21 protein-coding genes are annotated in these 24,348 nt (G+C 67.0%); 17 read left to right on the plus strand and 4 right to left on the minus strand.

Going from position 1 to position 24,348, the window contains the following annotated elements:
- Positions 1 to 136 precede the first annotated feature (136 nt).
- From queA to fabV, 6 genes are all read left to right on the plus strand, one after another.
- Positions 137 to 1,204 carry a tRNA preQ1(34) S-adenosylmethionine ribosyltransferase-isomerase QueA gene (queA, locus tag ACVOJ1_RS05575; protein ID WP_197572039.1) on the plus strand — a complete coding sequence of 356 codons (1,068 nt, stop codon included), beginning with the start codon at positions 137 to 139 and terminating at the stop codon, positions 1,202 to 1,204.
- 97 nt (positions 1,205 to 1,301) lie between these two features.
- Positions 1,302 to 2,432, plus strand: a complete 1,131-nt coding sequence (gene tgt / locus ACVOJ1_RS05580; protein ID WP_065181313.1) for a tRNA guanosine(34) transglycosylase Tgt — start codon at positions 1,302 to 1,304, stop codon at positions 2,430 to 2,432.
- A 134-nt stretch (positions 2,433 to 2,566) separates the two neighbouring features.
- Complete coding sequence (gene yajC / locus ACVOJ1_RS05585; protein WP_053519780.1) at positions 2,567 to 2,911, plus strand: preprotein translocase subunit YajC; 345 nt, start codon at positions 2,567 to 2,569, stop codon at positions 2,909 to 2,911.
- A gap of 61 nt (positions 2,912 to 2,972) precedes the next feature.
- Positions 2,973 to 4,829 (plus strand): protein translocase subunit SecD, encoded by a 1,857-nt coding sequence (secD, locus tag ACVOJ1_RS05590; protein WP_053519779.1) that lies wholly within the window; start codon positions 2,973 to 2,975, stop codon positions 4,827 to 4,829.
- A gap of 15 nt (positions 4,830 to 4,844) precedes the next feature.
- Complete coding sequence (gene secF, locus ACVOJ1_RS05595; RefSeq protein WP_053519778.1) at positions 4,845 to 5,825, plus strand: protein translocase subunit SecF; 981 nt, start codon at positions 4,845 to 4,847, stop codon at positions 5,823 to 5,825.
- 688 nt (positions 5,826 to 6,513) lie between these two features.
- Complete coding sequence (gene fabV, locus ACVOJ1_RS05600) at positions 6,514 to 7,773, plus strand: enoyl-ACP reductase FabV (protein WP_053520465.1); 1,260 nt, start codon at positions 6,514 to 6,516, stop codon at positions 7,771 to 7,773.
- 149 nt (positions 7,774 to 7,922) lie between these two features.
- Here fabV and ACVOJ1_RS05605 read toward each other — a convergent pair whose 3' ends face one another.
- The 3 genes from ACVOJ1_RS05605 to ACVOJ1_RS05615 all read right to left on the minus strand — a co-directional run bounded on the left by ACVOJ1_RS05605 (position 7,923) and on the right by ACVOJ1_RS05615 (position 11,813).
- Positions 7,923 to 9,992 carry an EAL domain-containing response regulator gene (locus ACVOJ1_RS05605; protein ID WP_128988965.1) on the minus strand — a complete coding sequence of 690 codons (2,070 nt, stop codon included), beginning with the start codon at positions 9,990 to 9,992 and terminating at the stop codon, positions 7,923 to 7,925.
- Positions 9,993 to 10,083: 91 nt separating this feature from the next.
- Complete coding sequence (locus ACVOJ1_RS05610; protein WP_128988963.1) at positions 10,084 to 11,268, minus strand: BaiN/RdsA family NAD(P)/FAD-dependent oxidoreductase; 1,185 nt, start codon at positions 11,266 to 11,268, stop codon at positions 10,084 to 10,086.
- On the minus strand, positions 11,265 to 11,813 hold the full coding sequence (locus ACVOJ1_RS05615) for a YaeQ family protein (RefSeq protein WP_053517781.1): 549 nt from the start codon (positions 11,811 to 11,813) through the stop codon (positions 11,265 to 11,267). Before ACVOJ1_RS05615 ends, ACVOJ1_RS05610 begins: the two co-directional genes overlap by 4 nt.
- Before the next feature lie 124 nt (positions 11,814 to 11,937).
- On the opposite strand from ACVOJ1_RS05615, the gene ACVOJ1_RS05620 reads away from it, so the two are divergent.
- The gene (locus ACVOJ1_RS05620; RefSeq protein ID WP_065175037.1) at positions 11,938 to 12,819 is read left to right on the plus strand and encodes a pseudouridine synthase; all 882 of its coding nucleotides are present in this window, start codon (positions 11,938 to 11,940) and stop codon (positions 12,817 to 12,819) included.
- A gap of 13 nt (positions 12,820 to 12,832) precedes the next feature.
- Here the strand turns inward: ACVOJ1_RS05620 and ACVOJ1_RS05625 are convergent, their stop codons facing one another.
- Entirely contained in the window at positions 12,833 to 13,324 is a 492-nt protein-coding gene (locus ACVOJ1_RS05625; RefSeq protein ID WP_053517778.1) for a YaiI/YqxD family protein, read from the minus strand.
- Positions 13,325 to 13,627: 303 nt separating this feature from the next.
- On the opposite strand from ACVOJ1_RS05625, the gene ACVOJ1_RS05630 reads away from it, so the two are divergent.
- From ACVOJ1_RS05630 to pcaF, 10 genes are all read left to right on the plus strand, one after another.
- Positions 13,628 to 13,837 carry a cold-shock protein gene (locus tag ACVOJ1_RS05630; protein ID WP_005416210.1) on the plus strand — a complete coding sequence of 70 codons (210 nt, stop codon included), beginning with the start codon at positions 13,628 to 13,630 and terminating at the stop codon, positions 13,835 to 13,837.
- Between the two features lie 147 nt (positions 13,838 to 13,984).
- Positions 13,985 to 14,674: a glutathione S-transferase gene (locus ACVOJ1_RS05635; protein ID WP_346480117.1), complete on the plus strand. Its 690-nt coding sequence runs from the start codon at positions 13,985 to 13,987 to the stop codon at positions 14,672 to 14,674.
- A 31-nt stretch (positions 14,675 to 14,705) separates the two neighbouring features.
- On the plus strand, positions 14,706 to 16,271 hold the full coding sequence (locus ACVOJ1_RS05640) for a protein adenylyltransferase SelO (RefSeq protein WP_053517776.1): 1,566 nt from the start codon (positions 14,706 to 14,708) through the stop codon (positions 16,269 to 16,271).
- Positions 16,272 to 16,544: 273 nt separating this feature from the next.
- Entirely contained in the window at positions 16,545 to 18,056 is a 1,512-nt protein-coding gene (locus ACVOJ1_RS05645) for a NosD domain-containing protein (RefSeq protein WP_111185622.1), read from the plus strand.
- Between the two features lie 22 nt (positions 18,057 to 18,078).
- Entirely contained in the window at positions 18,079 to 19,368 is a 1,290-nt protein-coding gene (locus ACVOJ1_RS05650) for a carbohydrate porin (protein WP_065181319.1), read from the plus strand.
- Positions 19,368 to 20,255, plus strand: a complete 888-nt coding sequence (gene aroD, locus ACVOJ1_RS05655) for a type I 3-dehydroquinate dehydratase (protein WP_262101269.1) — start codon at positions 19,368 to 19,370, stop codon at positions 20,253 to 20,255. The genes ACVOJ1_RS05650 and aroD overlap by 1 nt, the downstream gene beginning before the upstream one ends.
- A 52-nt stretch (positions 20,256 to 20,307) precedes the next feature.
- Positions 20,308 to 21,624, plus strand: a complete 1,317-nt coding sequence (locus tag ACVOJ1_RS05660; protein WP_193396263.1) for an MFS transporter — start codon at positions 20,308 to 20,310, stop codon at positions 21,622 to 21,624.
- A 169-nt stretch (positions 21,625 to 21,793) separates the two neighbouring features.
- Entirely contained in the window at positions 21,794 to 22,474 is a 681-nt protein-coding gene (locus ACVOJ1_RS05665) for a 3-oxoacid CoA-transferase subunit A (RefSeq protein ID WP_053517770.1), read from the plus strand.
- Entirely contained in the window at positions 22,471 to 23,118 is a 648-nt protein-coding gene (locus ACVOJ1_RS05670) for a 3-oxoacid CoA-transferase subunit B (RefSeq protein ID WP_053517768.1), read from the plus strand. The genes ACVOJ1_RS05665 and ACVOJ1_RS05670 overlap by 4 nt, the downstream gene beginning before the upstream one ends.
- Before the next feature lies 1 nt (position 23,119).
- On the plus strand, positions 23,120 to 24,334 hold the full coding sequence (gene pcaF, locus ACVOJ1_RS05675; RefSeq protein WP_429000968.1) for a 3-oxoadipyl-CoA thiolase: 1,215 nt from the start codon (positions 23,120 to 23,122) through the stop codon (positions 24,332 to 24,334).
- Positions 24,335 to 24,348: the final 14 nt, after the last annotated feature.

Consider the following 24,348-nt stretch of genomic DNA (forward strand, 5'->3'; position numbering starts at 1 on the left):
GCCTCGTGCAGCGGACTTCCATCTCGATGCTAGCACTTGTTTTTTTGCGCGATAACCCCGCAGAAACCTGTTGCATAGCAGCATTTTGCGCGACGTTCGCCGCGGACCACGCCGGCTCGCAGACGCTGGCCGTACAATGCGCGCCATTGTCGACCTGTTGCCGCCCACTGCCTTGAAGAAGTCCGATTTCCACTACGACCTGCCGGCTGAACTGATCGCGCAGGCGCCGCTGGCTGAACGTTCCGCCAGCCGCCTGCTGCTGGTGCCTCCGGCCCCTGCCGCCTTCACCGACCTGCAGGTGCGTGATCTGCCCTCGCTGCTGCAGCCGGGCGACCTGCTGGTATTCAACGATACGCGCGTGATCCCGGCGCGCCTGTTCGGTCAGAAGGCCAGCGGTGGGCGGGTCGAGATCCTGATCGAGCGCCTGCTCGGCGGCCAGCAGGCGCGTGCCCAGGTCGGCGCCAGCAAGTCGCCCAAGGCCGGCAGCCGCGTCGCGCTCGATGCCGGTGGCGAAGCCGAAGTGCTGGGCCGCGACGGCGAGTTCTATGTGCTGCAGTTCCATGTGCCCGAGTCACTGGAGCAGTGGCTGCTGCACGCCGGACGCCTGCCGCTGCCCCCCTACATCCAGCGCGAGCCGGGCGTGGACGACCGCGAGCGCTACCAGACCGTGTTCGCGCGGGAGGTGGGAGCGGTGGCGGCACCGACCGCCGGCCTGCATTTCGATGAACCGCTGTTGGCCGCGCTGAAGGACAAGGGCGTGGAGTTCGGCCACGTCACCCTGCACGTGGGGGCAGGCACCTTCCAGCCGGTGCGAGCCGATGACCTGAAGGACCACGTGATGCACCGCGAGTGGCTGAACGTGGGCGCCGAGCTGGTGCAGCAGGTGCGTCGGACCCGCGCTGCGGGCGGGCGCGTGATCGGTGTCGGCACCACCGTGGTGCGCGCGCTGGAAAGTGCGATGCGTGACGGCGAGCTGTTGCCGTTCGCCGGCGAGACGCAGATCTTCATCACCCCGGGCTATCGGATCCGCAGCGTTGACGCGATGGTGACCAATTTCCATCTGCCGGAAAGCACCCTGTTGATGATGATTTCGGCCTTTGCCGGCAAGGAGCGGGTGTTCGAGGCCTATCAGCACGCGATCCAGCAGCGCTATCGCTTCTTCAGTTACGGCGACGCGATGCTGCTGTTCCCGCAGGCAGGGTAGGGCGCGCCGGGAGGGCAGGGACCCTTGTGGGTGCGCACCTTGGTGCGCACGCCTTCTTGGGAGACAATAGGCAACTATTTGCCTGAACGACCGCTCCATGTCCCGACTGCAGTTCCAGCTCAAGACCCGCGACGGCCGTGCCCGTCGCGGCCGCCTGACCTTCCCGCGCGGCACGGTGGAAACGCCGGCTTTCATGCCCGTGGGAACCTATGGCTCGGTCAAGGGCATCCTGCCGGACCAGGTGCGCGCGCTGGGTGCCGAGATCATCCTTGGCAACACCTTCCATCTGTACCTGCGTCCGGGCCTGGACATCATCGCCGACCACGGCGGACTGCATGGCTTCTGCCGCTGGGACGGCCCGATCCTGACCGATTCCGGCGGTTTCCAGGTGTTCTCGCTGGCCCACCGCCGCAAGATCACCGAACAGGGCGTGACCTTCGCTTCGCCGACCGACGGGGCCCGGGTGTTCCTCGGCCCGGAAGAGAGCATGAAGATCCAGAAGGTGCTCGATTCGGACGTGGTGATGATCTTCGACGAGTGCACCCCGTACCCGGCCACCGAGGACGTCGCCCGCCGGTCGATGGAGCTGAGCCTGCGCTGGGCCCAGCGCAGCCGCAACGCGCATGACGAGCTCGGCAACGATGCGGCCCTGTTCGGGATCGTCCAGGGTGGGGTGCATACCGACCTGCGCAGCCGCTCGGCCGAGGCCCTGCAGGCGATCGGCTTCGATGGCTATGCCATCGGTGGCCTGGCCGTGGGCGAGCCGGAGCATGAGCGCAACGCCATGCTCGACCACCTGGATCCGGAGCTGCCGGGCGACCGCCCGCGCTACCTGATGGGCGTGGGCCGGCCGGAAGACCTGGTCGAGGGTGTCGCACGCGGCGTGGACATGTTCGACTGCGTGATGCCGACCCGCAACGCGCGCAACGGGCATTACTTCACCTCGTTCGGTACCGTCCGCATCCGCAATTCGCAGTATGCGCGGGACATGGACCCGATCGAACCGGGCTGCGGCTGCGTGGCCTGTACCGGCGGCTACACCCGCTCGTACCTGCGCCACCTGGACCGCTGCAACGAGATGCTGGCGCCGATGCTGGGCACCCTGCACAACCTGTTCTACTACGAGAAGCTGATGGCCGACATCCGGGCGGCGATCGAGGCGGGAACCTTCCAGGCCTTCCGCGAGTCCTTCTATGCGGCACGCGGAGCGGTTCCGCCGCCGCTGTAACCCGGCGCCCCCCTGTCGAACGGCCCGGGGACGAACGTCCGGGGCCATGGCATACTTCAAGGCTGACCCAGATCCGCGGTCGACACCCCGCGCCCGTGAAAGGGCCGGAGCGCCGCCCAACCAAAGGACCAAAGATGAACCTGCTTGCCTTCCTGATTCCCGCCGCCCACGCCCAGGCCGCCGGTGGCCAACCGCAGGGCATGGGCCTGACCACGCTGCTGTTCCCGATCATCCTGATCGCCATCATGTACTTCCTGATGATCCGCCCGCAGATGAAGCGGCAGAAGGAGCACAAGGCCATGCTGGAGAAGATCAAGCGTGGCGACGAAGTGCTGACCAACGGTGGCATCGCCGGCGTGGTCACCGACATCGGCGACAACTTCGTCACCCTGGAAGTGGCCGAGAACGTGCGCATCCGCGTGCAGAAGGGCGCTGTCGGCAACGTGCTGCCGGCCGGTACCCTGAAGTCGGCCCAGTAAGCCACTCCCTTTCCGATGCACAACCGCGGCGCCGGGGATGGCGCCGCGCGGGACCCAAGCAATGCTCGAATTTCCACGCTGGAAGTACGTCGTCATCCTGATCGTACTTGCGCTCAGTACGCTGTATGCGCTGCCCAACATCTACCAGAAGGACGCGGCCGTCCAGATCACCGCCAACCGTGGCGGACAGGTCGACGACGCCCTCCGCGACCGCGTGGTGGCTGACCTGAAGAAGGCCGGCATCGCCAGCCTCGGCGCCGAGAAGGAAGGCGAGAGCCTGATCGTCCGCCTGCCGGACCTCAAGACCCAGGCCGCGGCAAGCGACCTGCTGCGCGACAGCGTGGGTGAGAACTACACGGTCGCGCTGAACCTGGCATCCACCGTTCCGGACTGGCTGGCCAATCTTGGCGGTCGCCCGATGACGCTCGGCCTGGACCTGCAGGGCGGCGTGCACTTCGTGCTGCAGGTGGACCAGAAGGCTGCGCTGGACAAGCGCCTGGATGCCTATACCGAAGACGTGCGCAGCACCCTGCGCGACGCACGCATTCCGTACCAGTCGGTCGAGCGTCGCGCCGACAACAGCATCGTGGCCAACCTGAGCCCGTCCGCCGGTGACGACGCCGCGCAGCGCGCCCGCACGGCCCTGCTCAAGGCGCAGCCGACCCTCGGTTACGACGTCAGCGGCAGCCGCATCACGGTGACCGTGCCGGAGGCCGAGATCTCGCAGATCGCCAACGGCGCCATCGAGCAGAACATCAATACCCTGCGCAACCGCGTGAACCAGCTGGGCGTGGCCGAGCCGATCATCCAGCGCCAGGGCGCCGACCGCGTCGTGGTGCAGCTGCCCGGCGTGCAGGACACGGCCGAAGCCAAGCGCATGATCGGTGCGACCGCCACCCTGGAATACCGTGCGGTGGTCGAGGGCAACGCCCAGGACGCCATCAACGCCGGCCGCATCCCGCCGGAAGCCAAGGTCTACCAGCAGCGTGACGGCCGCGGCCCGATCCTGCTGAACAAGCGCGTGATCGTCACCGGCGACCAGATGGTGGCTGCGCAGGCGGTGACCGACGCCAACAGCGGTGCCCCGGCGGTCAGCGTGACGCTGAACAACGTCGGTGGCCAGCGCATGTTCGACTTCACCAGCGCCAACGTGAACAAGCCGATGGCGGTGGTGTACACCGAACGCGTGCCGACCGTGACCGTGGTCGACGGCCAGGAAGTGCGCGGCTTCAAGGTCAACGAGGAAGTAATCTCGGTGGCCAACATCAATGGCGTGTTCGGCAAGAACTTCCAGACCACCGGCCTGCAGAAGAAGGAAGCCGAAGACCTGGCCAAGCTGCTGAAGTCCGGCTCGCTGGCCGCGCCGATGGACTTCGTCGAAGAGCGCGTGGTCGGCCCGAGCCTGGGTGCCGAGAACGTCAAGAACGGCATGCGCGCCGTGGTCTTCGCCTTCCTGTTCACCCTGGTGTTCTTCAGCATCTACTACCGCATGTTCGGCATCATCACGTCGGTGGCGATGCTGTTCAACCTGCTGATCGTGGTGGCGGTGATGTCGTTGTTCGGCGCGACCATGACCCTGCCGGGCTTCGCCGGCCTGGCGCTGTCGGTCGGCCTGTCGGTCGACGCCAACGTGCTGATCAACGAGCGTATCCGTGAAGAGCTGCGGGCCGGTGTTCCGGGCAAGACCGCGATCGTGACCGGTTACGAGCGCGCTTCCGGCACCATCCTCGACGCCAACCTGACCGGCCTGATCGTCGGCGTGGCACTGTTCGCATTCGGTACCGGTCCGCTGAAGGGCTTCGCGCTGACCATGATCATCGGTATTTTCGCCTCCATGTTCACCGCGATCACCGTGTCGCGTGCGCTGGCGACGCTGATCTACGGCCGCCGCAAGAAGCTCCAGAACGTGGCCATCTGACGGGACGACACGCACATGAAACTGTTTCCGCTGCACATCCTCCCGAACGACACCAAGATCGATTTCATGCGGTGGCGCCATGTCGCCATGGTCGTCACGATCATCGTGTTCCTGGCATCGATCGCCATCATCGGCTTCAAGGGCTTCAACTATGCCCTGGACTTCACCGGTGGCACCCTGATCGAGGCCCGCTTCGAGCGCCCGGTGGACGTCGAGCAGGTCCGCACCAAGCTCGAGCAGAGCGGCTTCGACGGCGCCCAGGTGCAGAGCGTCGGTGGCAGTACCGACCTGCTGATCCGCCTGGCGCCGCACGGTGAGCATGCCCCGGGTACCGGCGATTCCGCCGCCGAGGACAAGGCCACCGCGGCGGCCGTGGTCAAGGCGCTGTCCTCGGCCGACAACCAGGCGACGGTGCTGCGCAATGAGTTCGTCGGCCCGCAGATCGGCAAGGATCTGGCGATGAACGGCCTGTACGCCACCATCTTCATGCTGGCCGGCTTCCTGATCTACATCGCCGTCCGCTTTGAATGGAAGTTCGCGGTCACCGCCAGCATCGTGGCCATGTTCGACCTGATCGTGACGGTGGCTTACGTGTCCCTGCTGGGCCGCGAGTTCGACCTGACGGTGCTGGCCGGCCTGCTGTCGGTGATGGGCTTTGCGATCAACGACATCATCGTGGTGTTCGACCGCGTCCGCGAGAACTTCCGCAGCCTGCGCGTGGAGCCGATGGAAGTGCTGAACCGTTCGATCAACCAGACGCTGTCGCGTACGGTGATCACCGCGGTGATGTTCTTCCTGTCCGCACTGGCCCTGTACCTGTACGGTGGCAGCTCGATGGAAGGCCTGGCCGAAACGCACATGATCGGTGCGGTGATCGTGGTCATGTCGTCGATCCTGGTCGCGGTGCCGATGCTCACGATCGGCTTCCTGCGCGTGAGCAAGCAGGACCTGCTGCCGAAGGCCAAGGACATCGAGGCTCTGGCCCGCCGTCCGTAAGCGTTCGCGCTGCACGCAACGCACAGAGAACCCCGCGCAAGCGGGGTTTTTTGTTGGCAGGGCGTGCAGCCCTGCACCTGCCGAGGCAAAGGCAACATCAACAGCGGGCATTCTGCGGGATGGCGGGGCGGTGTCGGAGTGCGGGGACGCCGTAAACCCGTCCATGGGGGCTTGGCAGCCGCATCCATGCGGCTGACACCCCGCACTCCGACACCGCCCCACCTTCGACACGTTCACGCGGCTGTCGGTAGGTGTCGATCTTGGTCGACACATCTGTCAGATTTCGAATGAATTCAATCGTGTCGACCAAGGTCGACACCCACCAGAGCAGAATGCGGTTCCGACAGAACGCGGAAGACTGTCGAAGGCGGGGTGGGTCCGGTTGCGGGGGCGTGAGCGCCATGGATGGCGCGACCGAGCCTACATGGACGTACTTGCGGCGTCCCCCGCAACCGGACCTGCCCCGCCATCCCGCAGATAGCTCGCTTCTGACGTTGACGTTGACGTTGACGTTGACGTTGATTCGGCAGGTGCAGGGTGCAACCCTGCAAAACAAACACCACCCTACGGCAGCGTCGGTTGTGCATTCGGCTCTCGCGCACTACGATCCTGCGGTTCGCGCGCGCAGGCGCGCCCTCCGATTCCTGCTGAGCGCCCTGCGCGCCGCATCTGCCAACCCGAGGTATCCATGGTCATCAAACCGCGCGTCCGCGGCTTCATCTGCGTCACCACCCATCCGACCGGCTGCGACGCCGCCGTCAAGCAGCAGATCGATTACATCCGCGCCCGCCCGCCGATCCAGAACGGTCCCAAGCGCGTGCTGGTGATCGGCGCCTCGACCGGCTACGGCCTGGCCGCCCGCATCACTGCCGCGTTCGGCAGCGGTGCGGCGACCCTGGGCGTGTTCTTCGAGCGTCCCGGCAGCGAGACCAAGCCGGGCACGGCGGGCTGGTACAACTCGGCGGCGTTCCACCGCTATGCCGATGAGGCGGGCCTGTATGCCAAGAGCATCAATGGTGATGCGTTCTCGGATGAAGTGAAGGCGCGCACCATCGAGATGATCAAGGCCGATCTCGGCCAGGTCGACCAGGTCGTCTACAGCCTGGCTGCGCCGCGCCGCAAGCACCCAAAGACCGGTGAAGTGATCAGTTCCACGCTGAAGCCGATCGGTGAGCCGATCACGCTGCGTGGCCTGGATACCGACAAGGAAGTGATCACCGAGACCACTTTGCAGCCGGCGACGCCGGAGGAAATCGCAGGGACCGTCGCAGTGATGGGCGGTGAAGACTGGCAGATGTGGATCGACGCGCTGGCCGATGCCGGCGTGCTGGCCAATGGCTGCACCACCACCGCCTTCACCTACGTTGGCGAAGAAATCACCCAGGCCATCTACTGGAATGGCTCGATCGGCGCTGCCAAGAAGGATCTCGACACCAAGGTGCTGGGCCTGCGCGAGAAGCTGGCGAAGATCGGCGGTGATGCCCGCGTGTCGGTGCTCAAGGCCGTGGTCACCCAGGCGAGCTCGGCCATTCCGACAATGCCGCTGTACCTGTCGCTGCTGTTCAAGGTGATGAAGGAGAAGGGCACCCACGAAGGCTGCATCGAGCAGCTGGACGTGCTCTACGACATCCTCTACGGCGGCAAGGCCGACGGCGTGGCGATCGACCGCCTGCGCCACGATCTGGTCGATGGCGATGGCCACACCGTCGCGCTGGTCGATGAAGAAGGCCGCCTGCGTGCCGACTACAAGGAAATGGCGGCAGACGTGCAGGGCAAGGTGGTTGCGCTGTGGCCGCAGGTGACCAACGAGAACCTGTACGAGATCAGCGACCTGGCCGGCTACAAGGCGGACTTCCTGCGCCTGTTCGGTTTCGGCGTTGAAGGCGTCGACTACGAGGCCGACGTCGATCCGGATGTGAAGATCAACAACCTGGTCGATATGACCTGATCGAAAAGGCCGGCGAAAGCCGGCCTTTTCGCATAGGGCGTGCCGCTAGGCTCGCCGGGCATGGCCCGGCGCTACCAGGCTCGTCGTGCATGGGCCGGCGTTACCCCGGCGCCCCTTGGTAGCGCCGGGCCATGCCCGGCGATGCGGGATCACCCGAAGTCGAAACTCATCGTCGGCAGCGCCGGACCGACGAAGTCGCCCTGCACGTAGTCCACGCCTGCACTGAACAGCAGCGTCATGGAGTTGGCATCGCTGACGAACTCGGCGATGGTGCGGATACCGGCCTCCTGCGCGCGCGCCGTGATCTGGCTGATGCGGTCGATGTTCTCGCGGGTCGCCGCCAGGTCGCTGGTGAATCCACGGTCCAGCTTGAGGAACTGCGGCTGGAAGTGGGCCAGCAGTTGGAACGAATCCAGGCCGGACCCGAACTGTTCCAGGCCGATGCGGCAGCCCAGCGGGGCCACGGCGGCCAGGAACTGCTGGGCGCTGCGCAGGTGGGTGAACACCTTCGCTTCCGGCGCATGCAGCCACAGGCGCTCGCCCGGAACCCCGTGCGCTTTCAGTTCACCACGCAGGGTGGCAATCATCTGCGGGTCGTCGAACGATTCGGGGGTGACCTTCACCAGCATCTGGGTGGCGCTGCCTTCGCGCGCGCGCTGCCCCAGCACCGTGATGGCCTTGGACACCACCCAGCGGTTGATCTCGGCCAGCAGCCCGTGTTCCTCGGCGATGCCAAGGAAAGCGGTGGGACTGAGCAGTTCACCGTTGTGCTCCAGTCGCAGATAGGCTTCGTACAGCTCCAGTGGCTCGCCCTGCAGGTTCAGGACCGGCTGGTAATGCAGCTGGAAGCCGTCGCCGTCCAGGGCTTCGCGGATGCGGCCGACCCATCGCTGCACACGTTCTTCCTCGACCCGATCGACCGCGGCCGGATCGAAGATGCGACAGGTGTTGCCCAGCTCGGCGGCCGCCTGCGTGCACTCGCTGGCACGCGCCAGGACCTGGCCGATACTGGCGATCTTCTCGCCGACCTGGACACCGCCGATGCTCACGGTGACCGTGGCCGAACGCGCGCCGATGCTGAACACATGGGCGGCATATGCCTCACGGATGCGTTCGGCCAGTGCCACGGTCTGCGCATAGGGGCCGGCCTGCAGCACGGCGAAGCTGTGTTCGCCGAAGCGCGCCAGCTGTGCGTCCTCACCCACGACATCGGCCAGCAGGGAGGCCAGCGCGCCGATGAGGGTATCAGCCGAGGCCAGCCCGATGTCCGGCATCAGCCGCGCATAGTGGTCGGGCTCGACCAGCAGCAGGCCGAACTGGCCCTCGCTGCGGCCAGCCTGGGCGACCGCACTTTCGACCTGCAGCATGAAGGTCGGCCGGTTCAGCAGGCCGGTCACCTGGTCGCGCTGGCGAAGATCCTCGACCTCTCGGGCCAGTTCCGGGTCGAACTCGATCCGGCGGCGGAACACGACCTGCAGGCAGGATTCGCCCTCATAGGTGGCTGCGGTGAATTCCATCGTTGCCGGAAACGCACTGCCATCCTGGTGGCGTGCATCGAGCTGGTACTGCGGTGGTGGCGCTTCGCCGCGGCTGAGGCTCTTCAGCAGCTGCTTGAAGTCATCAACATGCTGGGCGGCCACCATGTCCAGCAGCGAGATGCCCTCGATGTCGTCGAAATGCTCGTAGCCGAACATGTCCAGATAGGCATCGTTGGCGCGGATGTGCATGCCTTCGTGCACATAGGCGATGGGTTCGCGGGAGGAGGCGATCAGCGCGTCGCAACGGCGCTCGGTCTCGCGCATCTGTGCCTCGATGCGGCGCAGCCCGCGGCGCGCCTGCAGGTCGACCCACTGGTCGCGGACCACCGCCAGCAGATGCTCCGGCCGTTGACGGAGGGCAAGGGCGCGGATGCCATGGCTGCTGGCCTGGACCAGCTCATCCTCGTCGATGCGCTCGGCCAGCAGCACCAGCGGAATGTCCTTGCCGCTGGCCGCGATGTGCTGGGCCACCAGCGGCAGCGGGATGCCCTGCGAGGGCGAGGCCAGCACCAGATCGATGGCCTGGTTGGCCAGCACCTGCGACAGCTCGGCCGAATCCTGCGGGCGCCAGGGGCGCACGGCGATGCCGCTGTTGCGCAGCGTGCTGACGATGGCTTCCGCATTCTCGCCGCTGTCGTCGACGATCAGCAGGCGGATGGTGATGTCGTTCGCGTTCTGCATGCACTGCTCCCCAATCTGCGGATCTTGATACACGATGCTCGGCGAGCCGTCCATGCGTGCAGGCATCCCGCACCCCGAACGGCGATGCGGTTCACACCACGCTGCCGGCGGCGTGGCCGCTGGCCCAGGCCCACTGGAAGTTGTAGCCGCCAAGCCAGCCGGTGACGTCCAGCACTTCGCCGACGAAATGCAGGCCCGGCACGCGCTTGGATTCCATCGTGGAGGACGAAACGTCGGCGGTGTCCACGCCGCCCAGCGTAACCTCGGCGGTGCGGTAACCTTCGGTGCCACTGGCCACCAGCGGGAACGCACCCAGCAGCTGCGCAGCCTGGCGCAGCTGGGGCTCATCCAGCTGCCGTACCGGGCGGTCCGGCAGCCAGTGTTCGCACAGGCGCTGGGCCAGGCGCTTGGGCAGGACCTCGGCCAGCACCGTGCGCAGTTCGGCGGCTGGCCGCTCCTGTTTCATCCGTCGCAGCCACTGGCCGGCATCCTGGCCGGGCAGCAGATCCAGTTCCAGTGCATCGCCGGGTTGCCAGAAGGAGGAGATCTGCAGGATCGCCGGGCCGCTGACGCCACGATGGGTGAGCAACATGGAATTCTGGAACTGCATGCCGTTGCAGCGCGCCTCGATCGGCAGGGCGACACCGCTCAGGTCGGCCAGGCGCTCCTGGTGCCTGCCGCTGAGGGTCAGCGGCACGAGTCCGGCGCGGGTCGGCAGCACGGCATGCCCGAACTGGCGTGCAATCTCGTAGCCGAAGCCGGTTGCGCCCAGGCTGGGGATGGACAGGCCACCGGTGGCGACCACCAGCGAGGCGCAGTGGAACATCCCCTGCGTGGTGTGCACACGGAAGCCATCCGCCCCGTGCTCGATGCGCTCGACGCTGCAGTGGGTACGGATGTGTACACCTGCTGCCTGGCACTCGTCCACCAGCATCTTCACGATCTGCTTGGACGAAACGTCGCAGAACAGCTGCCCCAGCTCCTTCTCGTGATAGGCGATGGCATGGCGCTCGACCATCTCGATGAAGTGCCACGGCGTATAGCGGGCCAGCGCCGATTTGCAGAAGTGCGGATTGGCCGACAGGAAGTTGGCCGGGGTGGTGCCGGTGTTGGTGAAGTTGCAGCGGCCACCGCCGGACATCAGGATTTTCTTGCCGATCTTGTTGGCGTGATCGATCACCTGCACCTGGCGGCCGCGCCGGCCGGCGGTGATCGCGGTCATCAGGCCGGCGGCACCGGCACCGATCACCACGACGTCGCAGCGCGTCGTACTCATGCCTTGGCGCGCTTGCGCCAGGTGGGGATGATGTCGAGCTGGATCTGGTCGTTGAGGATCTGCACCTCGCCGTCCTGGATCAGCACGCTGAAGCGCATGGCACGCTGGATCTGCTGGCCCCACTGCTCGACGAAGGTGCCATCGAGGTCGATCACCGACAGGTTGTCGAAGCGCGCCAGGCCCTTGCCCTGCTTGCCCCACCAGATGTCGGACGCATTGCCGCCGTAGTTGACCACCTGCACCTGGCGGCTGCGGTTGCTGGCCTTGCGGATACGGGATTCATCGGGGTGGCCGAGGTCGATCCACTGCAGGATGTCGCCGGTGTAGTCGTGCTGCCACAGGTCCGGCTCGTCATCCGTACTCAGGCCCCGGCCGAATTCCAGGCGGTCGTCGGCGTTGAGGGCGAAGGTGAGCAGGCGCACCATCAGGCGCTCGTCGGTTTCCGACGGATGCTGGGCCAGGGTCAGGTTGTGGGTCGCGTAGTAGCCGCGATCCATGTCGCTGATCTGCAACTCGGCCTTGCGGATGGTGGCGGTGAGGGCCATGGGGGATCCGTCGACTAAAGAGGACAATGATAGAGGTTTGCTGCAGGGGTGTCCGTGGCCGGGGTGTCTGCCGCGCGTCAACGGTGGCACGCTTGCGGTTCCTGTTGCCGCCGGAGCGGACGCGATGACCCTGCCCAGCCGGCTGCAGCTGCCACCCGGCCATTGGCCGACCCTGCTGGACGGCCTGTGCGCACGCTTTCCGCGCATCGACCGCAGCCAGTGGCAGGACCGGTTCGCGCGCGGACGGGTACAGGATGCGCAGGGCAGGGCGCTGGCGGCGGACCAGCCGTGGCAGGTGGGGCTGGAAATCCTGTATTTCCGCGAGGTCAGCCACGAGCCGCGCATTCCGTTCAACGAGACGATCCTCTACCAGGACGAGCATCTGCTGGTGGTCGACAAGCCGCACTTCCTGCCGGTGACCCCGGCGGGTGCCCATGTCCGCGAAACCCTGCTGGCGCGGCTGGTGGCGCGGACCGGCAACGCGCAGCTGGCACCGCTGCACCGCCTGGACCGGCTCACCGCCGGGCTGGTCCTGTTCTCGCTGCGACCGGAGTCGCGCGATGCCTACCAGCGCCTGTTCCGCGAGCGCCGTATCGACAAGACCTACGAAGCGCTGGCCCCGGCGCTGCCGGCGCTGGACTTCCCGTTCGAGCGCCACAGTCGCATCGGCCCGGCACAACCGTTCTTCCGCATGGGCGAAATGGAGGGCGAGCCGAATGCGAGTACCCGCATCGAGGTGATCGACGCGACAGGTCCGGTCTGGCGCTACCGCCTGCAGCCGAGAACCGGTCGCAAGCACCAGCTGCGCGTGCACATGGCGGCGCTGGGCGCGCCCATCATCGGAGACGACCTGTATCCGCAGCTGCGTCCGGCCGCGAGCGGGGCGCAGGCGCCGCTGCAACTGCTGGCGCGGGCGTTGTCCTTCGACGATCCCCTGAATGGGGAACGGCGGGTGTTCAGCAGCCAGCGTCAGCTGGGCCCGGAGCTGGGCCCAGCGGTGGCGTGAGCCGGGCCCCGCCTCATCGCGCCACGCGGATGCGGGCCAGCCAGCGGTCCAGCGCGCTGCCGAACGCCTGGCGGTCGCGCGCATGCAGGGGAGGCGGGCCCCCGGTCTGGACGCCGGCGCCGCGCAGCTCTTCCATGAAATTGCGTACCGACAGGCGCTGGGCGATGGTGTCGGCGGTGAACAGCTCCCCGCGCGGATGCAGGGCCAGCGCGCCTCGTTCGAGCACCAGCGCGGCCAATGGAATGTCCTGGGTGACAACCAGATCGCCGGCGGCGACCCGTTCGACGATGGCGCTGTCAGCCACGTCCAGGCCCTGCGGCACCTGGAGGGAGCGGATCCAGCGCGAGGGCGGGGTGCGGATCCACTGGTTGGCGACCAGGGTCAACTCCAGGCCGACCCGCTCGGCGGCCCGGAACAGGATGTCGCGGATGACAACGGGGCAGGCGTCTGCGTCCACCCAGATGCGGGGACGGGGCAGTTCAGCCGGGGTTTCAGCTTCAGTCATTTACCCAGTGTAGGGTAGGAAAAACCTGAATGGGTCCCCGGGTCCGGGCCCGACCGACTGCCAGCCCTTGCCACGCCTAGCGGGGGCGGGGTGGCGATGAATGCCGGGGCTATCGCTTTTTGGGGAAAACACGCGTATCGTGCGACCCACTGTGTTTGCTAGGGTCACCGTGAATCGTGGCCTGGTGCAGTTGATCTCACGATCCACTCATCGATCCGCTTTACCAACGCCTGCAACTCAGTCTCGGCCCCGATACCCGGTGGCTGCGATTTTTTTCAACATGTGTTTCAGGAGTTAGTAAATATGTCTGAACGTCAGACCGGCACCGTCAAGTGGTTCAACGACGCCAAGGGCTTCGGCTTCATCACCCCGGAAAGCGGCCCGGACCTGTTCGTGCACTTCCGCGCCATCCAGGGCACCGGCTTCAAGACCCTGCAGGAAGGCCAGAAGGTCACCTTCATCGCCGTCCAGGGCCAGAAGGGTATGCAGGCTGACCAGGTGCAGGCGGTCTAATCCGTCTGCTGCCCTCGGGTAGCCAGAACGCCGGAAGCGCAAGCTTCCGGCGTTTTTTTTTGCCTCGGCGGGAGCAGGCACGGATCGAATCCACAGGCGCATGCGTGCAGGCGCGTTACGATGCTTGCACCCCTCTGGAGTCCTTTCATGCGCATCGTCCATCACCTCGAGAATTCCCGTTCGCTGCGCGTGCTGTGGATGCTGGAGGAGCTGGGGCTGGACTACGAACTGCGCCGTTACCAGCGCGACCCCAGAACGCTGCTGGCACCGCCGGCACTGCGCCAGGTACATCCGCTGGGGAAATCACCGGTGCTGCAGGACGGCGAGCAGGTGCTGGCCGAATCCGGCGCCATTCTTGATTACCTGGCTGACCGCTACGACACGCAGCGGCAGGTGTCGCCGTCGCCGATACCGGCCGAAGGTGCCGAGCGCATGGCCTATCGCTACTGGCTGCACTACGCCGAAGGCTCGGCGATGCCGCCGCTGCTGCTGACGCTGGTGATGAGCCGCATCCGCAACGCGCCGGTGCCGTTCTTCGTGCGCCCGATCGCCCGCAGCATTGCCGACAAGGCCGAGCAGAGCTTCGTCGGCCCGCAGCGCCGCCTGCACCTGGACTGGATGGAGCGCCGCCTGGCCGAGAGCCCGTGGTTCGCGGGTGAGCGTTTCACCGCGGCCGATATCCAGATGAGCTTCCCGATCCAGGCCGCAGCGGCGCGCGGAGGCGGACTGGACGACAAGCCGGCGCTGCGCGCGTTTCTCCAGCGCATCGGTGAACGCCCGGCCTACCAGCGCGCTGAAGCGCACGGCGGATCGCTGCAGGCGCTGCGCGGCGATTGAGGTCGGCGGCGTCCATCCCCATGTCAGGGCCATGGACAGCCCCTTCCCGCGATTCGACAACCGTCTGCTGACCGTCCTGCCGGGCGACCCGGAAGCCGGGCCCCGCCGGCGTGAAGTCCGAGAGGCGGCCTGGTCGTCGGTGATGCCGACGCCTGTCGCCGCGCCGACCCTGCTGGCCTGGTCGCCGGAGGTCGCCGCTCTGCTCGGCATCGATGTGGCTGAAGTGTCGAGCGGCACGTTTGCCCAGGTATTCGCTGGCAACGCGTTGTATCCGGGCATGCAGCCGTGGGCCGCCAATTACGGCGGGCACCAGTTCGGTCACTGGGCGGGCCAGCTTGGCGATGGGCGGGCGATCTCGCTGGGCGAGCTGGTTGCGCCGGATGGCCGGCACTGGGAACTGCAGCTGAAGGGTGCAGGCCCGACCCCGTACTCCCGTGGCGCCGACGGTCGCGCGGTGCTGCGCTCGTCGATCCGTGAATTCCTGTGCAGTGAGGCCATGCACCACCTCGGTGTACCGACCACGCGCGCGCTGTCGCTGGTCGGTACCGGCGAGCACGTGGTGCGCGACATGTTCTATGACGGCCGTCCGCGAGCCGAGCCCGGCGCGATCGTATGCCGTGTGTCGCCCTCGTTCCTGCGTTTCGGTTCGTTCGAACTGCCGGCCTCGCGCGGTGAGACGTCGCTGCTGCAGCAACTGGTGGACGCCTGCATCGCCCGTGATTTCCCCGAACTGGCAGGGCAGGGTGAGGCGCTGTACGGTGACTGGTTCGCGCAGATCGCGGTGCGCACCGCCGAGATGATCGCGCACTGGATGCGTGTCGGTTTCGTGCATGGGGTAATGAACACCGACAACCTTTCCGTGCTCGGCCTCACTCTCGACTATGGCCCCTATGGCTGGGTCGAGGACTTCGATCCGGACTGGACCCCGAACACGACTGACGCACAGGGCCGTCGCTACCGCTTCGGAACGCAGCCGCAGGTGGCGTACTGGAATCTGGGGCGGCTTGCGCAGGCGCTGTCGCCCTTGTTTGCCGACGTCGCGCCGTTGCAGGCGGGCCTTGCTGCCTATCAGGCCACCTTTGCCGCCTGCACGCGTCGCGATGCGGCGGCCAAGCTTGGCCTGGCAGCTGCCGATGATGCCGATCTGCAGCTCTACCAGCGCTGGCAGCAGCTGCTGCAGGACGGTGGCATGGACATGACCCTGTCCTGGCGCGCCTTGATGCGGATCGATCCGGCATCGCCCGATCCGGCGGCACTGGCTGAGGTCTACTACGACCGGGAGCGGCAGGAGGCCGTGCAGGTGCCGCTGCGGCAGTGGCTGCAGGACTACGCCGCGCGATTGCGGGCGGATCCTCTTCCGGCCGCCGAGCGCCTGGCGAAGATGGGCGCGGCCAATCCGCTGTACGTGCTGCGCAACTGGCTGGCGCAGGAAGCGATCGACCGTGCGGAACAAGGGGACATGGGCGGCGTACACGCCTTGCAGGACGTGCTGCGCGATCCGTACACCCAACGCGCCGGACGTGAGCATTTCGCCAGCAGGCGCCCGGCCTGGGCCGACGACCGCGCCGGCTGCTCGATGCTGTCCTGCAGTTCCTGACCGGTGCTACGGCGCAGCCGTGCGCTTCGCCTGGCAAATGCCAGTGCAGCCTTCCCTACAACGATGGTCGTATCCATTCAGTGCGATATTCGCACGCGTAGTCGATTACCGCACTTGAATGGTGCAGTGCGATAAACCTAATTTCACTTCCGCAGATTCAAAGCAGTCCAAGCGATCCACCCCTGGCGGGGCGAGGGCAGCACCCGACCCGGTGCTGAAGCCAGGTGCAGGGGAAGACCGCAGGATTTCCCTTCACCTGTGCGGAGTGATCGCATGCGCCGTCGCTTGTCCATTGTTTCTCTGTTCCTGCTCGCCCAGTTGCCGACCTTGGCGTTGGCCTACCAGGCCGAACCGCCGCGCGGGCCCCTGCAGGTGCTGCGCGTGGACCGCTACGCCGACGACACCCGTCCCGGCTCCCTGCGCTGGGCGATCACCACCGCCAACACCGCGCCGGGTCGCTATCGCATCGAGATCGACGCGGTGGGTACCGCGCCCCATGTGATCAAGCCGACCTCGCCGCTGCCGGAGATCAAGGGGCCGGTGCAGATCATCGGCACGTCCTGGGGCCGCGATGGCCAGTTCGTCGCCATCGACGGTTCGGCCTACGTCACCGGCACCGGCACCGACGCCTGTCCGGGCGCCGAACCGGGCCAGTCGGGCACCAACGTGCGCACCACCACGTTGCCGGGGCTGGTCCTGCGGGATACCCAGGGCGTTGAACTGGCCGGTCTGGAGATCCGCAATTTCTGCATCGGTGTGCTGGTCAACCGCTCCAGCCACAACGAGATCCACGACAACCGCATCGTCGCCAACAAGGGCGGCGCCGGCATCATGCTCACCGGGGACGACGGCACAGGGCAGTCCACTGCCACCACCACCGTGCACAACCGCATCGTGCGCAATGAATTCCTCGACAACGGCGATGGACTTGAGCTGACCCGTGGCGCGGCCTGGAACCTGGTGGCCGACAACCTGTTCCAGTCCACCCAGGCCAACCCGGAACCGTCGCAGGGCATCGAAATCCTCTGGGGCAACGACAACAGCGTGGTACACAACCGCTTCGTCGATTACTCCGATGGCCTGCAGATCAACTGGGGCAACCGCAACTACATCGCCGCCAACACCTTCACCGGCAATTCGCTGGGCCTGAGCATCACCGGCAGCGGCAACGTGGTCGATGGCAACATCATCACCGGCAATGGCATCGGCATCGGCGTGCGCCCGCAGCCGGTCAGTGCGCCGAACCGCTTCACCGCCAACCGCATCTTCGGCAACGGCCTGCCGATCGAGCGCTGCGAGGCCGGCGGCGCCTGCGTGAAGGGCCAACCGCGCGGCGCCATCGTGTTCGGCGTGCCGGGCCTGGAACACGCCAGCTTCGTCGGTTCACGTGGTCGTGGTGTCGACAATGATCCGTCCAAGCGTGCGCGCATCTGCTCCGCTGCCGGCCAGACCGACTGCCAGCCGCTGCCGAACCTGGGCCAGGCGGCGCCGCAGCTGACTGGCGTGCAGGGCGAGGGTACGCAGCGCCAGTTGATCGGTCGTTTCCAGGGCACGCCCGACAGCCGTTACCAGGTCGAAGTGTTCGGTAACCGCGCCGCCAGCAGCAGCGAGGCCGAGTGGGTGCTGGGCAGCGTGCAGGCGCGCACCGATGCGCAGGGGCAGGGCCGTTTCACCTTCCCGCTCGGCGCCGCGGCAGATGCTGCGGCTGCCGGCAGCCTGACCGCCACGGTCACCTCGGCGCAGGGCGCCACCTCCCCCCTGAGCGCGCCGCTGTCGCTGCGCTGATCATCTCCACGAGACCGCGATCATGAATCTTGCGAAACCCGTTTCCCTGGCCGTCCTGGCCACCGCGCTGCTGCCCTGCATCGCCAGCGCGCAGTCGAGCAACCGCTACGAAGGCAGGACCCTCACTGGCGACTGGGGCGGCACCCGCACCGATCTGTTCGAGCGTGGCATCGCCTTCCGCGGCGACTACGTGGGTGAAGCCATGGGTGTGGTCGATGGAGGCTACGGCGAAACCGGTGCGCGCTATGCGCAGCAGGTGCGCGTTGGCGTGGACCTGGACATGGGCACGCTGGCCGGCTGGAACGGCGGTGCCTTCCACTTCACCCTCAACGACCGTCGCGGCCGCAGCACCTCGGTGGACTTCGTCGGCAACCGCTTCCCCATCCAGGAAGCGTACGGCGGCCAGTACACGCGGCTGACCGAACTGAGCTACGACCAGACCTTCAACGCGGGGCAGTCGTACTACAAGCTGGGCTATTACGCGATGGGCAACCAGTTCGGCCTGCACAGCCTGCTGACCCACTTCGTCAATGCGGCGTTCTGCGCGCACCCGCTGGCGATGTCGGGCAACAGCGGCTGGTACAACTACCCCGTGGCACGCTGGGGCGGTGAGTTCGCCCAGCAGGTCAGCCCGGCCGTCAACGTTCGCACCGGCTGGTTCCAGGTGAATCCGAACCTGGGTGGCAACATCGAACGCAACGCGTTCCGTCCGCTCGCTTCCGGTACCACCGGTTCGCTGTTCCCGGTGGAAGTGACCTGGACCCCGGCCAAGGGCAGCCGCTACGCGGGCGTCTACAAGTTCGGCGGTTACTACGACACCTCACGCGTGGACAAGCGCGGTCTGGATGCTTCGCCGACGACCGGGCGCCACGGCGCCTACGTGCTCGCCGAGCAGCGTCTGACCCGGGAGTCGGCCGATCCCAGCCGCGGCCTGACTGCGTTCGCGCAGTACATGGTGTCCGACACCGACACCGCGCAGATCAAGCGCTGGTACGCGCTGGGCGGGGTCTACCAGGGCATTGGCTCGCGCGCCCAGGACAGCATCGCGCTGGGCTACGTAGGCGCCGACATCAACAACCGGCTGGTCGATGCGCGCCGGGCCACGCTGGCCGCCGGTGGCGTGCCTGGCGATTCGCCGCTGTACAACCTCAGCCAGGCCGAGGAGCTGTTCGAACTGTCCTACAGCGTCCAGGTAAACCCGTGGCTGATGATCCGCCCGGATGTGCAGTACATCGTCAACCCGGGCACGTTCAACTACAGCGGTACCGACAACGCCTGGGCCGTGGGCGTACAGGCCAAGGTGACCTTCTGATGGCCATGCGCTCCTTCCATGCTCTGGTGACCGCCTTGAAGTTTCCGCTCGCTCCGGTTGTGCTGGCCGGTGCACTGTGCGCCGTCCCGGCGCTGGCCCTGGCCGCACCGCCGCCGGCGGTACTGCAGGTCGGCCAGTTGCGTATCGGCGAGGGCCAACCCCGCACCATCGTGCCGATCACTGGCGCCACCGCTGACGTGGCCCTGCAGCAGGCGGCGGCCATCGCTGCCAGCAAGGCCACCGACATCGCCGAGTGGCGCATCGACTACCTGGACATCGCCACCGATGGCAAGGCGCTGGTCGCGCTGGGCAAGCGCATCCAGGCCACGCTGGGCGGCAAGCCGGTCATCGTGACGTTCCGCACCAAGGCCGAGGGCGGCGCCAAGCCGATCAGCGATGCCGACTACGGCGCGCTGTACGCCACGCTGCTGCGCGGCGGCGTGGCCCAGCTGATCGACGTGGAGATGTTCCGCGATCCGAAGGTGGTGCAGGCGCTGGTGGCGCAGGCGCACAAGGCCGGCGTGAAGGTGGTGATGTCCAACCATGACTTCCACGCAACGCCGCCCCGCGATGAGATCGTCGCCCGCCTGCTCAGGCAGCAGGCGCTGGGTGCGGACGTGCTGAAGATCGCGGTGATGCCGCGCGACGCAGGCGACGTGCTGGCCCTGCTCGATGCCACCTGGCAGGTGCGCCAGCAGAGCGACAGGCCGCTGCTGACCATGTCGATGGGGGGCACCGGTGTGGTCTCGCGCCTGGCTGGTGAAACCTTCGGCCAGGCGCTCACCTTCGGCATGATCGGCACCCCGTCGGCACCGGGCCAGGTCGAAGTCGATCGCCTGCAGGACGTCCTGCAGGTCATCCATGCATCCAGCCAGGCCGGTCACTGAGACCTTCCCCGCCGGACGTTCCACCGCATCACGCTGTTGCAGGAAACCGCCCATGAGCCACGCCGCCCCCGCACCCTCGCTTGTCCTGGAACGGATGAGTCCCTTCCAGTGGACCGCCATCGCCATCTGCGTGCTGTTGAACATGCTCGATGGCTTCGATGTGATGGTCATGGCCTTTACCGCGCCGCATGTGTCGGCGGACTGGGAGCTGTCGGGCAAGGTGCTGGGGATGATGCTCAGCGCCGGCCTGGTCGGCATGGCGCTGGGCTCGTTCCTGCTGGCGCCGCTGGCCGATCGCTGGGGCCGGCGGCCGATGATCGTGTGCTGCCTGCTGATCCTGACCAGCGGCATGGCGCTGTCGGCGCTGGCTGCCAACGCCTGGCAGCTGGGCGCGCTGCGCGTGTACACCGGCATCGGCATCGGCGGCATGCTGGCCGGCGTGGGCGTGATCACCGCCGAGTACGCCAATGCCAAGTGGCGCAGTACGGCGGTCGCGCTGCAGGCCACCGGCTATCCGATAGGCGCCACCGCCGGCGGTCTGCTGGCGGCGTGGATGCTGGAACACTGGTCCTGGCACAGCGTGTTCCTGATCGGCGCCGCGGCGTCGCTGGTGTGCATTCCGCTGGTGCTCAGGTGCCTGCCCGAATCGCTGGATTTCCTGGTTGCGCGTCGCCCGGCCGATGCGCTGCCGCGCCTGAACGCGCTGCTCTCGCGCATGCGCATGCCGCAGCTGCAGGCGCTGCCGCCGGCGCCGCTGCGTGATGGCCAGCGGCAGGGCTATGCGGCGCTGTTCGTGGGTGACCTGCGGCGCGTCGCGCTGCTGATCGCGCTGGCCTTCTTCCTGCACATGTTCGCCTTCTACTTCGTGCTGAGCTGGACGCCGAAGCTGCTGGTCTCTGCCGGTGTCTCCGCGCAGCAGGGCATCACCGGAGGCGTGCTGTTGAACCTGGGCGGCATCGTCGGCGGCAGCCTGTTCGGCTGGCTGGCCTCGCGCTGGTCGCTGTCGAAGCTGACCGCCGGTGCGCTGCTGCTGGCGATGGTGTCCATGCTGGGCTTTGCCGCCTTCAACACGCAGCTGGGCATGGCCTTCCCGTTGGCGTTCGTGATCGGTGCAGCACTGTTCGCCGCGATGGCGGGCCTGTATGCCGCGGCGCCGGTGGTGTTCGCCGCGCAAGTGCGGACCACCGGTCTGGGCTGGGCCATCGGCATCGGCCGCGTCGGTGCGATCCTCTCGCCGCTCACGGTGGGTGTGCTGGTGGATGGCCACTGGCGGCCCTCCGCGTTGTATGTGCTGTGCGCGCTGCCGCTGCTGCTTGCGGCCTGGGCGTGCCTGGGTCTGCGCGTGGGCGTGGGCCGGAACCAGCGTTGAACCGCGAGGGAGTCGTTGACTCAATGTGCGATTATCGAATCATGAGTGCGAATATCGCATTGACCGGACGGAGTGCCATGGCGACCATGTCGAGGCCGTGTTTTCCCTTCGCAGTGGCTCTGAAGCGAGGCGGTGATGACCGCTGGCGCGCAGGGCAAGGAGCAATGCAGTGATCGACAAGACCGTGGCCAGCGTGGAAGCAGCGGTGGCCGATATCCATGATGGCGCCACCGTGATGATCGGCGGCTTTGGCACGGCGGGCATGCCCGACGAGCTGATCGACGCGCTCATCGCACAGGGTGCGCGCGAGCTGTGCATCATCAACAACAACGCCGGCAACGGCGATACCGGCCTGGCCGCGCTGATCAGGCACAAGCGCGTGCGTCGCATCGTCTGCTCGTTTCCGCGCCAGGCCGATTCGCAGCATTTCGACGCCGCCTACCGCGCCGGTGAGATAGAACTGGAGCTGGTGCCGCAGGGCAATCTGGCCGCGCGCATCCACGCGGCGGGTTCCGGCCTGGGCGCGATCTTCACCCCGACCGGCTACGGCACCGAGCTGGCGCAGGGCAAGGAGACGCGTGAGATCGACGGGCGTCACTTCGTGCTTGAGTACCCGCTGCACGCTGATTTCGCGCTGATCAAGGCCGACCGCGGCGACCGTTGGGGCAACCTGGTGTACCGCAAGACCGCACGCAACTTCGGCCCGCTGATGGCGATGGCCGCGCGCTGCGCCATCGTGCAGGTGCGTGAGGTGGTGCCGCTGGGTGAACTGGACCCGGAGGCCGTGGTGACCCCGGGCATCTTCGTGCAGCGCGTGGTGCCGGTGGCCGCAGCGGGGGTGCAGGCATGAACAAGCTCAGCCGCGAACAGATGGCCGCGCGCGTGGCGCGTGACATTCCCGAAGGTGCCTACGTCAACCTGGGCATTGGCCTGCCGACCACGGTGGCCAATTTCCTGCCGGCCGACAAGGAGATCTTCCTGCAGTCGGAGAATGGCCTGCTGGGCATGGGACCGGCGCCGGCGCCTGGCCGGGAGGATCCGGATCTGATCAATGCCGGCAAGCAGCCGGTCACCCTGCTGACCGGGGGCTGCTATTTCCACCATGCCGATTCGTTCGCGATGATGCGTGGCGGCCACCTCGATATCTGCGTGCTGGGTGCCTTCCAGGTCTCGGTGCAGGGCGACCTCGCCAACTGGAGCACCGGGGCCCCCGATGCGATTCCGGCCGTGGGCGGCGCGATGGACCTGGCCATCGGTGCCAAGCAGGTGTTCGTGATGATGGACCTGTTCACCAAGAAGGGCGAGAGCAAGCTGGTGACCGAGTGCAGCTACCCGTTGACCGGGCTGCGCTGCGTGTCGCGCGTGTACACCGATGTGGCGGTGTTCGATCTGGGGGCTGATGGCGCGACCGTGCTGGAGATGGTGGAAGGGATGGATATCGGACAACTGCGTGAACTGACCGGCCTGCCGCTGGCACTGGCCGAGGGAGCCTGAGATGAGCCTGCACGAGACCTACATCGTCGATGGCATCCGTACCCCGATCGGTCGCTATGGTGGTGCGCTGTCCGGCGTGCGCGCCGACGACCTCGGCGCGATTCCGCTGAAGGCACTGCTGGCGCGCCACCCGCAGCTGGATCCGGCGCTGGTCGAGGACGTCTACCTCGGCTGTGCCAACCAGGCCGGCGAAGACAACCGGAACGTTGCGCGCATGAGCCTGCTGCTGGCCGGCCTGCCGGTGACGGTGCCGGGCAGCACGATCAACCGCCTGTGCGGGTCGGGCCTGGATGCGATCGGCACGGTGGCCCGTGGGATCGCCACGGGCGAGCTGGGTCTGGCCATTGCCGGTGGTGTCGAGTCGATGTCACGCGCGCCATTCGTGATGGGCAAGGCGACCTCGCCGTTCGCCCGCGACCAGCAGATTGAAGACACCACCATGGGCTGGCGCTTCATCAACTCCCGCCTGCGCGAGCTGCATGGCGTGGAGACCATGGGCCAGACCGCCGAGAACGTGGCCGAGCGCTACGCCATCAGCCGCGAGGACCAGGATGCGTTCGCGCTGCGCAGCCAGCAACGCACCGCCGCCGCGCAGGCGGGTGGATTCTTCGATGGCGAAATCGAGGCGGTGGAGGTGCCGGGCCGCAGGCGCGGCGAGACCGTGACTGTCGACCGCGATGAACACCCGCGCGGCGATACCACCGCAGACGCTCTGGCCGGACTGAAGCCACTGTTCCGGCAACCCGGAACGGTGACCGCAGGCAATGCCTCGGGCATCAATGATGGTGCCGCGGCGTTGCTGCTGGCGTCCGGTGCGCAGGTCAAGGCGCAGGGCCTCACCCCGCGCGCACGCATTCTCGGCTTTGCCAGCGCCGGCGTGGAGCCGGCAATCATGGGCATGGGCCCGGTGCCGGCCAGCCAGAAGCTGATGACGCGCCTGGGCTTGTCCATCGCCGATTTCGATGCCATTGAGCTGAACGAAGCGTTCGCCTCGCAGAGCCTGGCCTGCATGCGCCAGCTGGGCCTGGCCGATGATGCCGCGCACGTGAACCCCAACGGCGGCGCCATCGCACTGGGGCACCCGCTGGGCATGAGCGGTGCGCGCCTGGCCCTGACCCTGCTGCGCCAGCTGGAAGCCACCGGGGGCCGGCGTGGCCTGGCCACGATGTGCATCGGCGTGGGGCAGGGTGTAGCCCTGGCCATTGAGCGCGTGTGAGCCCCAACGAACCC

This window comes from Stenotrophomonas sp. STEN225 (genome assembly GCF_056756445.1).

Bases quoted from the DNA above. Each gene is read 5' to 3' on its own strand.
- queA (WP_197572039.1), top strand. From the start codon at position 137: ATGCGCGCCATTGTCGACCTGTTGCCGCCCACTGCCTTGAAGAAGTCC.
- tgt (WP_065181313.1), top strand. From the start codon at position 1,302: ATGTCCCGACTGCAGTTCCAGCTCAAGACCCGCGACGGCCGTGCCCGT.
- yajC (WP_053519780.1), top strand. From the start codon at position 2,567: ATGAACCTGCTTGCCTTCCTGATTCCCGCCGCCCACGCCCAGGCCGCC.
- secD (WP_053519779.1), top strand. From the start codon at position 2,973: ATGCTCGAATTTCCACGCTGGAAGTACGTCGTCATCCTGATCGTACTT.
- secF (WP_053519778.1), top strand. From the start codon at position 4,845: ATGAAACTGTTTCCGCTGCACATCCTCCCGAACGACACCAAGATCGAT.
- fabV (WP_053520465.1), top strand. From the start codon at position 6,514: ATGGTCATCAAACCGCGCGTCCGCGGCTTCATCTGCGTCACCACCCAT.
- ACVOJ1_RS05605 (WP_128988965.1), bottom strand. From the start codon at position 9,992: ATGCAGAACGCGAACGACATCACCATCCGCCTGCTGATCGTCGACGAC.
- ACVOJ1_RS05610 (WP_128988963.1), bottom strand. From the start codon at position 11,268: ATGAGTACGACGCGCTGCGACGTCGTGGTGATCGGTGCCGGTGCCGCC.
- ACVOJ1_RS05615 (WP_053517781.1), bottom strand. From the start codon at position 11,813: ATGGCCCTCACCGCCACCATCCGCAAGGCCGAGTTGCAGATCAGCGAC.
- ACVOJ1_RS05620 (WP_065175037.1), top strand. From the start codon at position 11,938: ATGACCCTGCCCAGCCGGCTGCAGCTGCCACCCGGCCATTGGCCGACC.
- ACVOJ1_RS05625 (WP_053517778.1), bottom strand. From the start codon at position 13,324: ATGACTGAAGCTGAAACCCCGGCTGAACTGCCCCGTCCCCGCATCTGG.
- ACVOJ1_RS05630 (WP_005416210.1), top strand. From the start codon at position 13,628: ATGTCTGAACGTCAGACCGGCACCGTCAAGTGGTTCAACGACGCCAAG.
- ACVOJ1_RS05635 (WP_346480117.1), top strand. From the start codon at position 13,985: ATGCGCATCGTCCATCACCTCGAGAATTCCCGTTCGCTGCGCGTGCTG.
- ACVOJ1_RS05640 (WP_053517776.1), top strand. From the start codon at position 14,706: ATGGACAGCCCCTTCCCGCGATTCGACAACCGTCTGCTGACCGTCCTG.
- ACVOJ1_RS05645 (WP_111185622.1), top strand. From the start codon at position 16,545: ATGCGCCGTCGCTTGTCCATTGTTTCTCTGTTCCTGCTCGCCCAGTTG.
- ACVOJ1_RS05650 (WP_065181319.1), top strand. From the start codon at position 18,079: ATGAATCTTGCGAAACCCGTTTCCCTGGCCGTCCTGGCCACCGCGCTG.
- aroD (WP_262101269.1), top strand. From the start codon at position 19,368: ATGGCCATGCGCTCCTTCCATGCTCTGGTGACCGCCTTGAAGTTTCCG.
- ACVOJ1_RS05660 (WP_193396263.1), top strand. From the start codon at position 20,308: ATGAGCCACGCCGCCCCCGCACCCTCGCTTGTCCTGGAACGGATGAGT.
- ACVOJ1_RS05670 (WP_053517768.1), top strand. From the start codon at position 22,471: ATGAACAAGCTCAGCCGCGAACAGATGGCCGCGCGCGTGGCGCGTGAC.
- pcaF (WP_429000968.1), top strand. From the start codon at position 23,120: ATGAGCCTGCACGAGACCTACATCGTCGATGGCATCCGTACCCCGATC.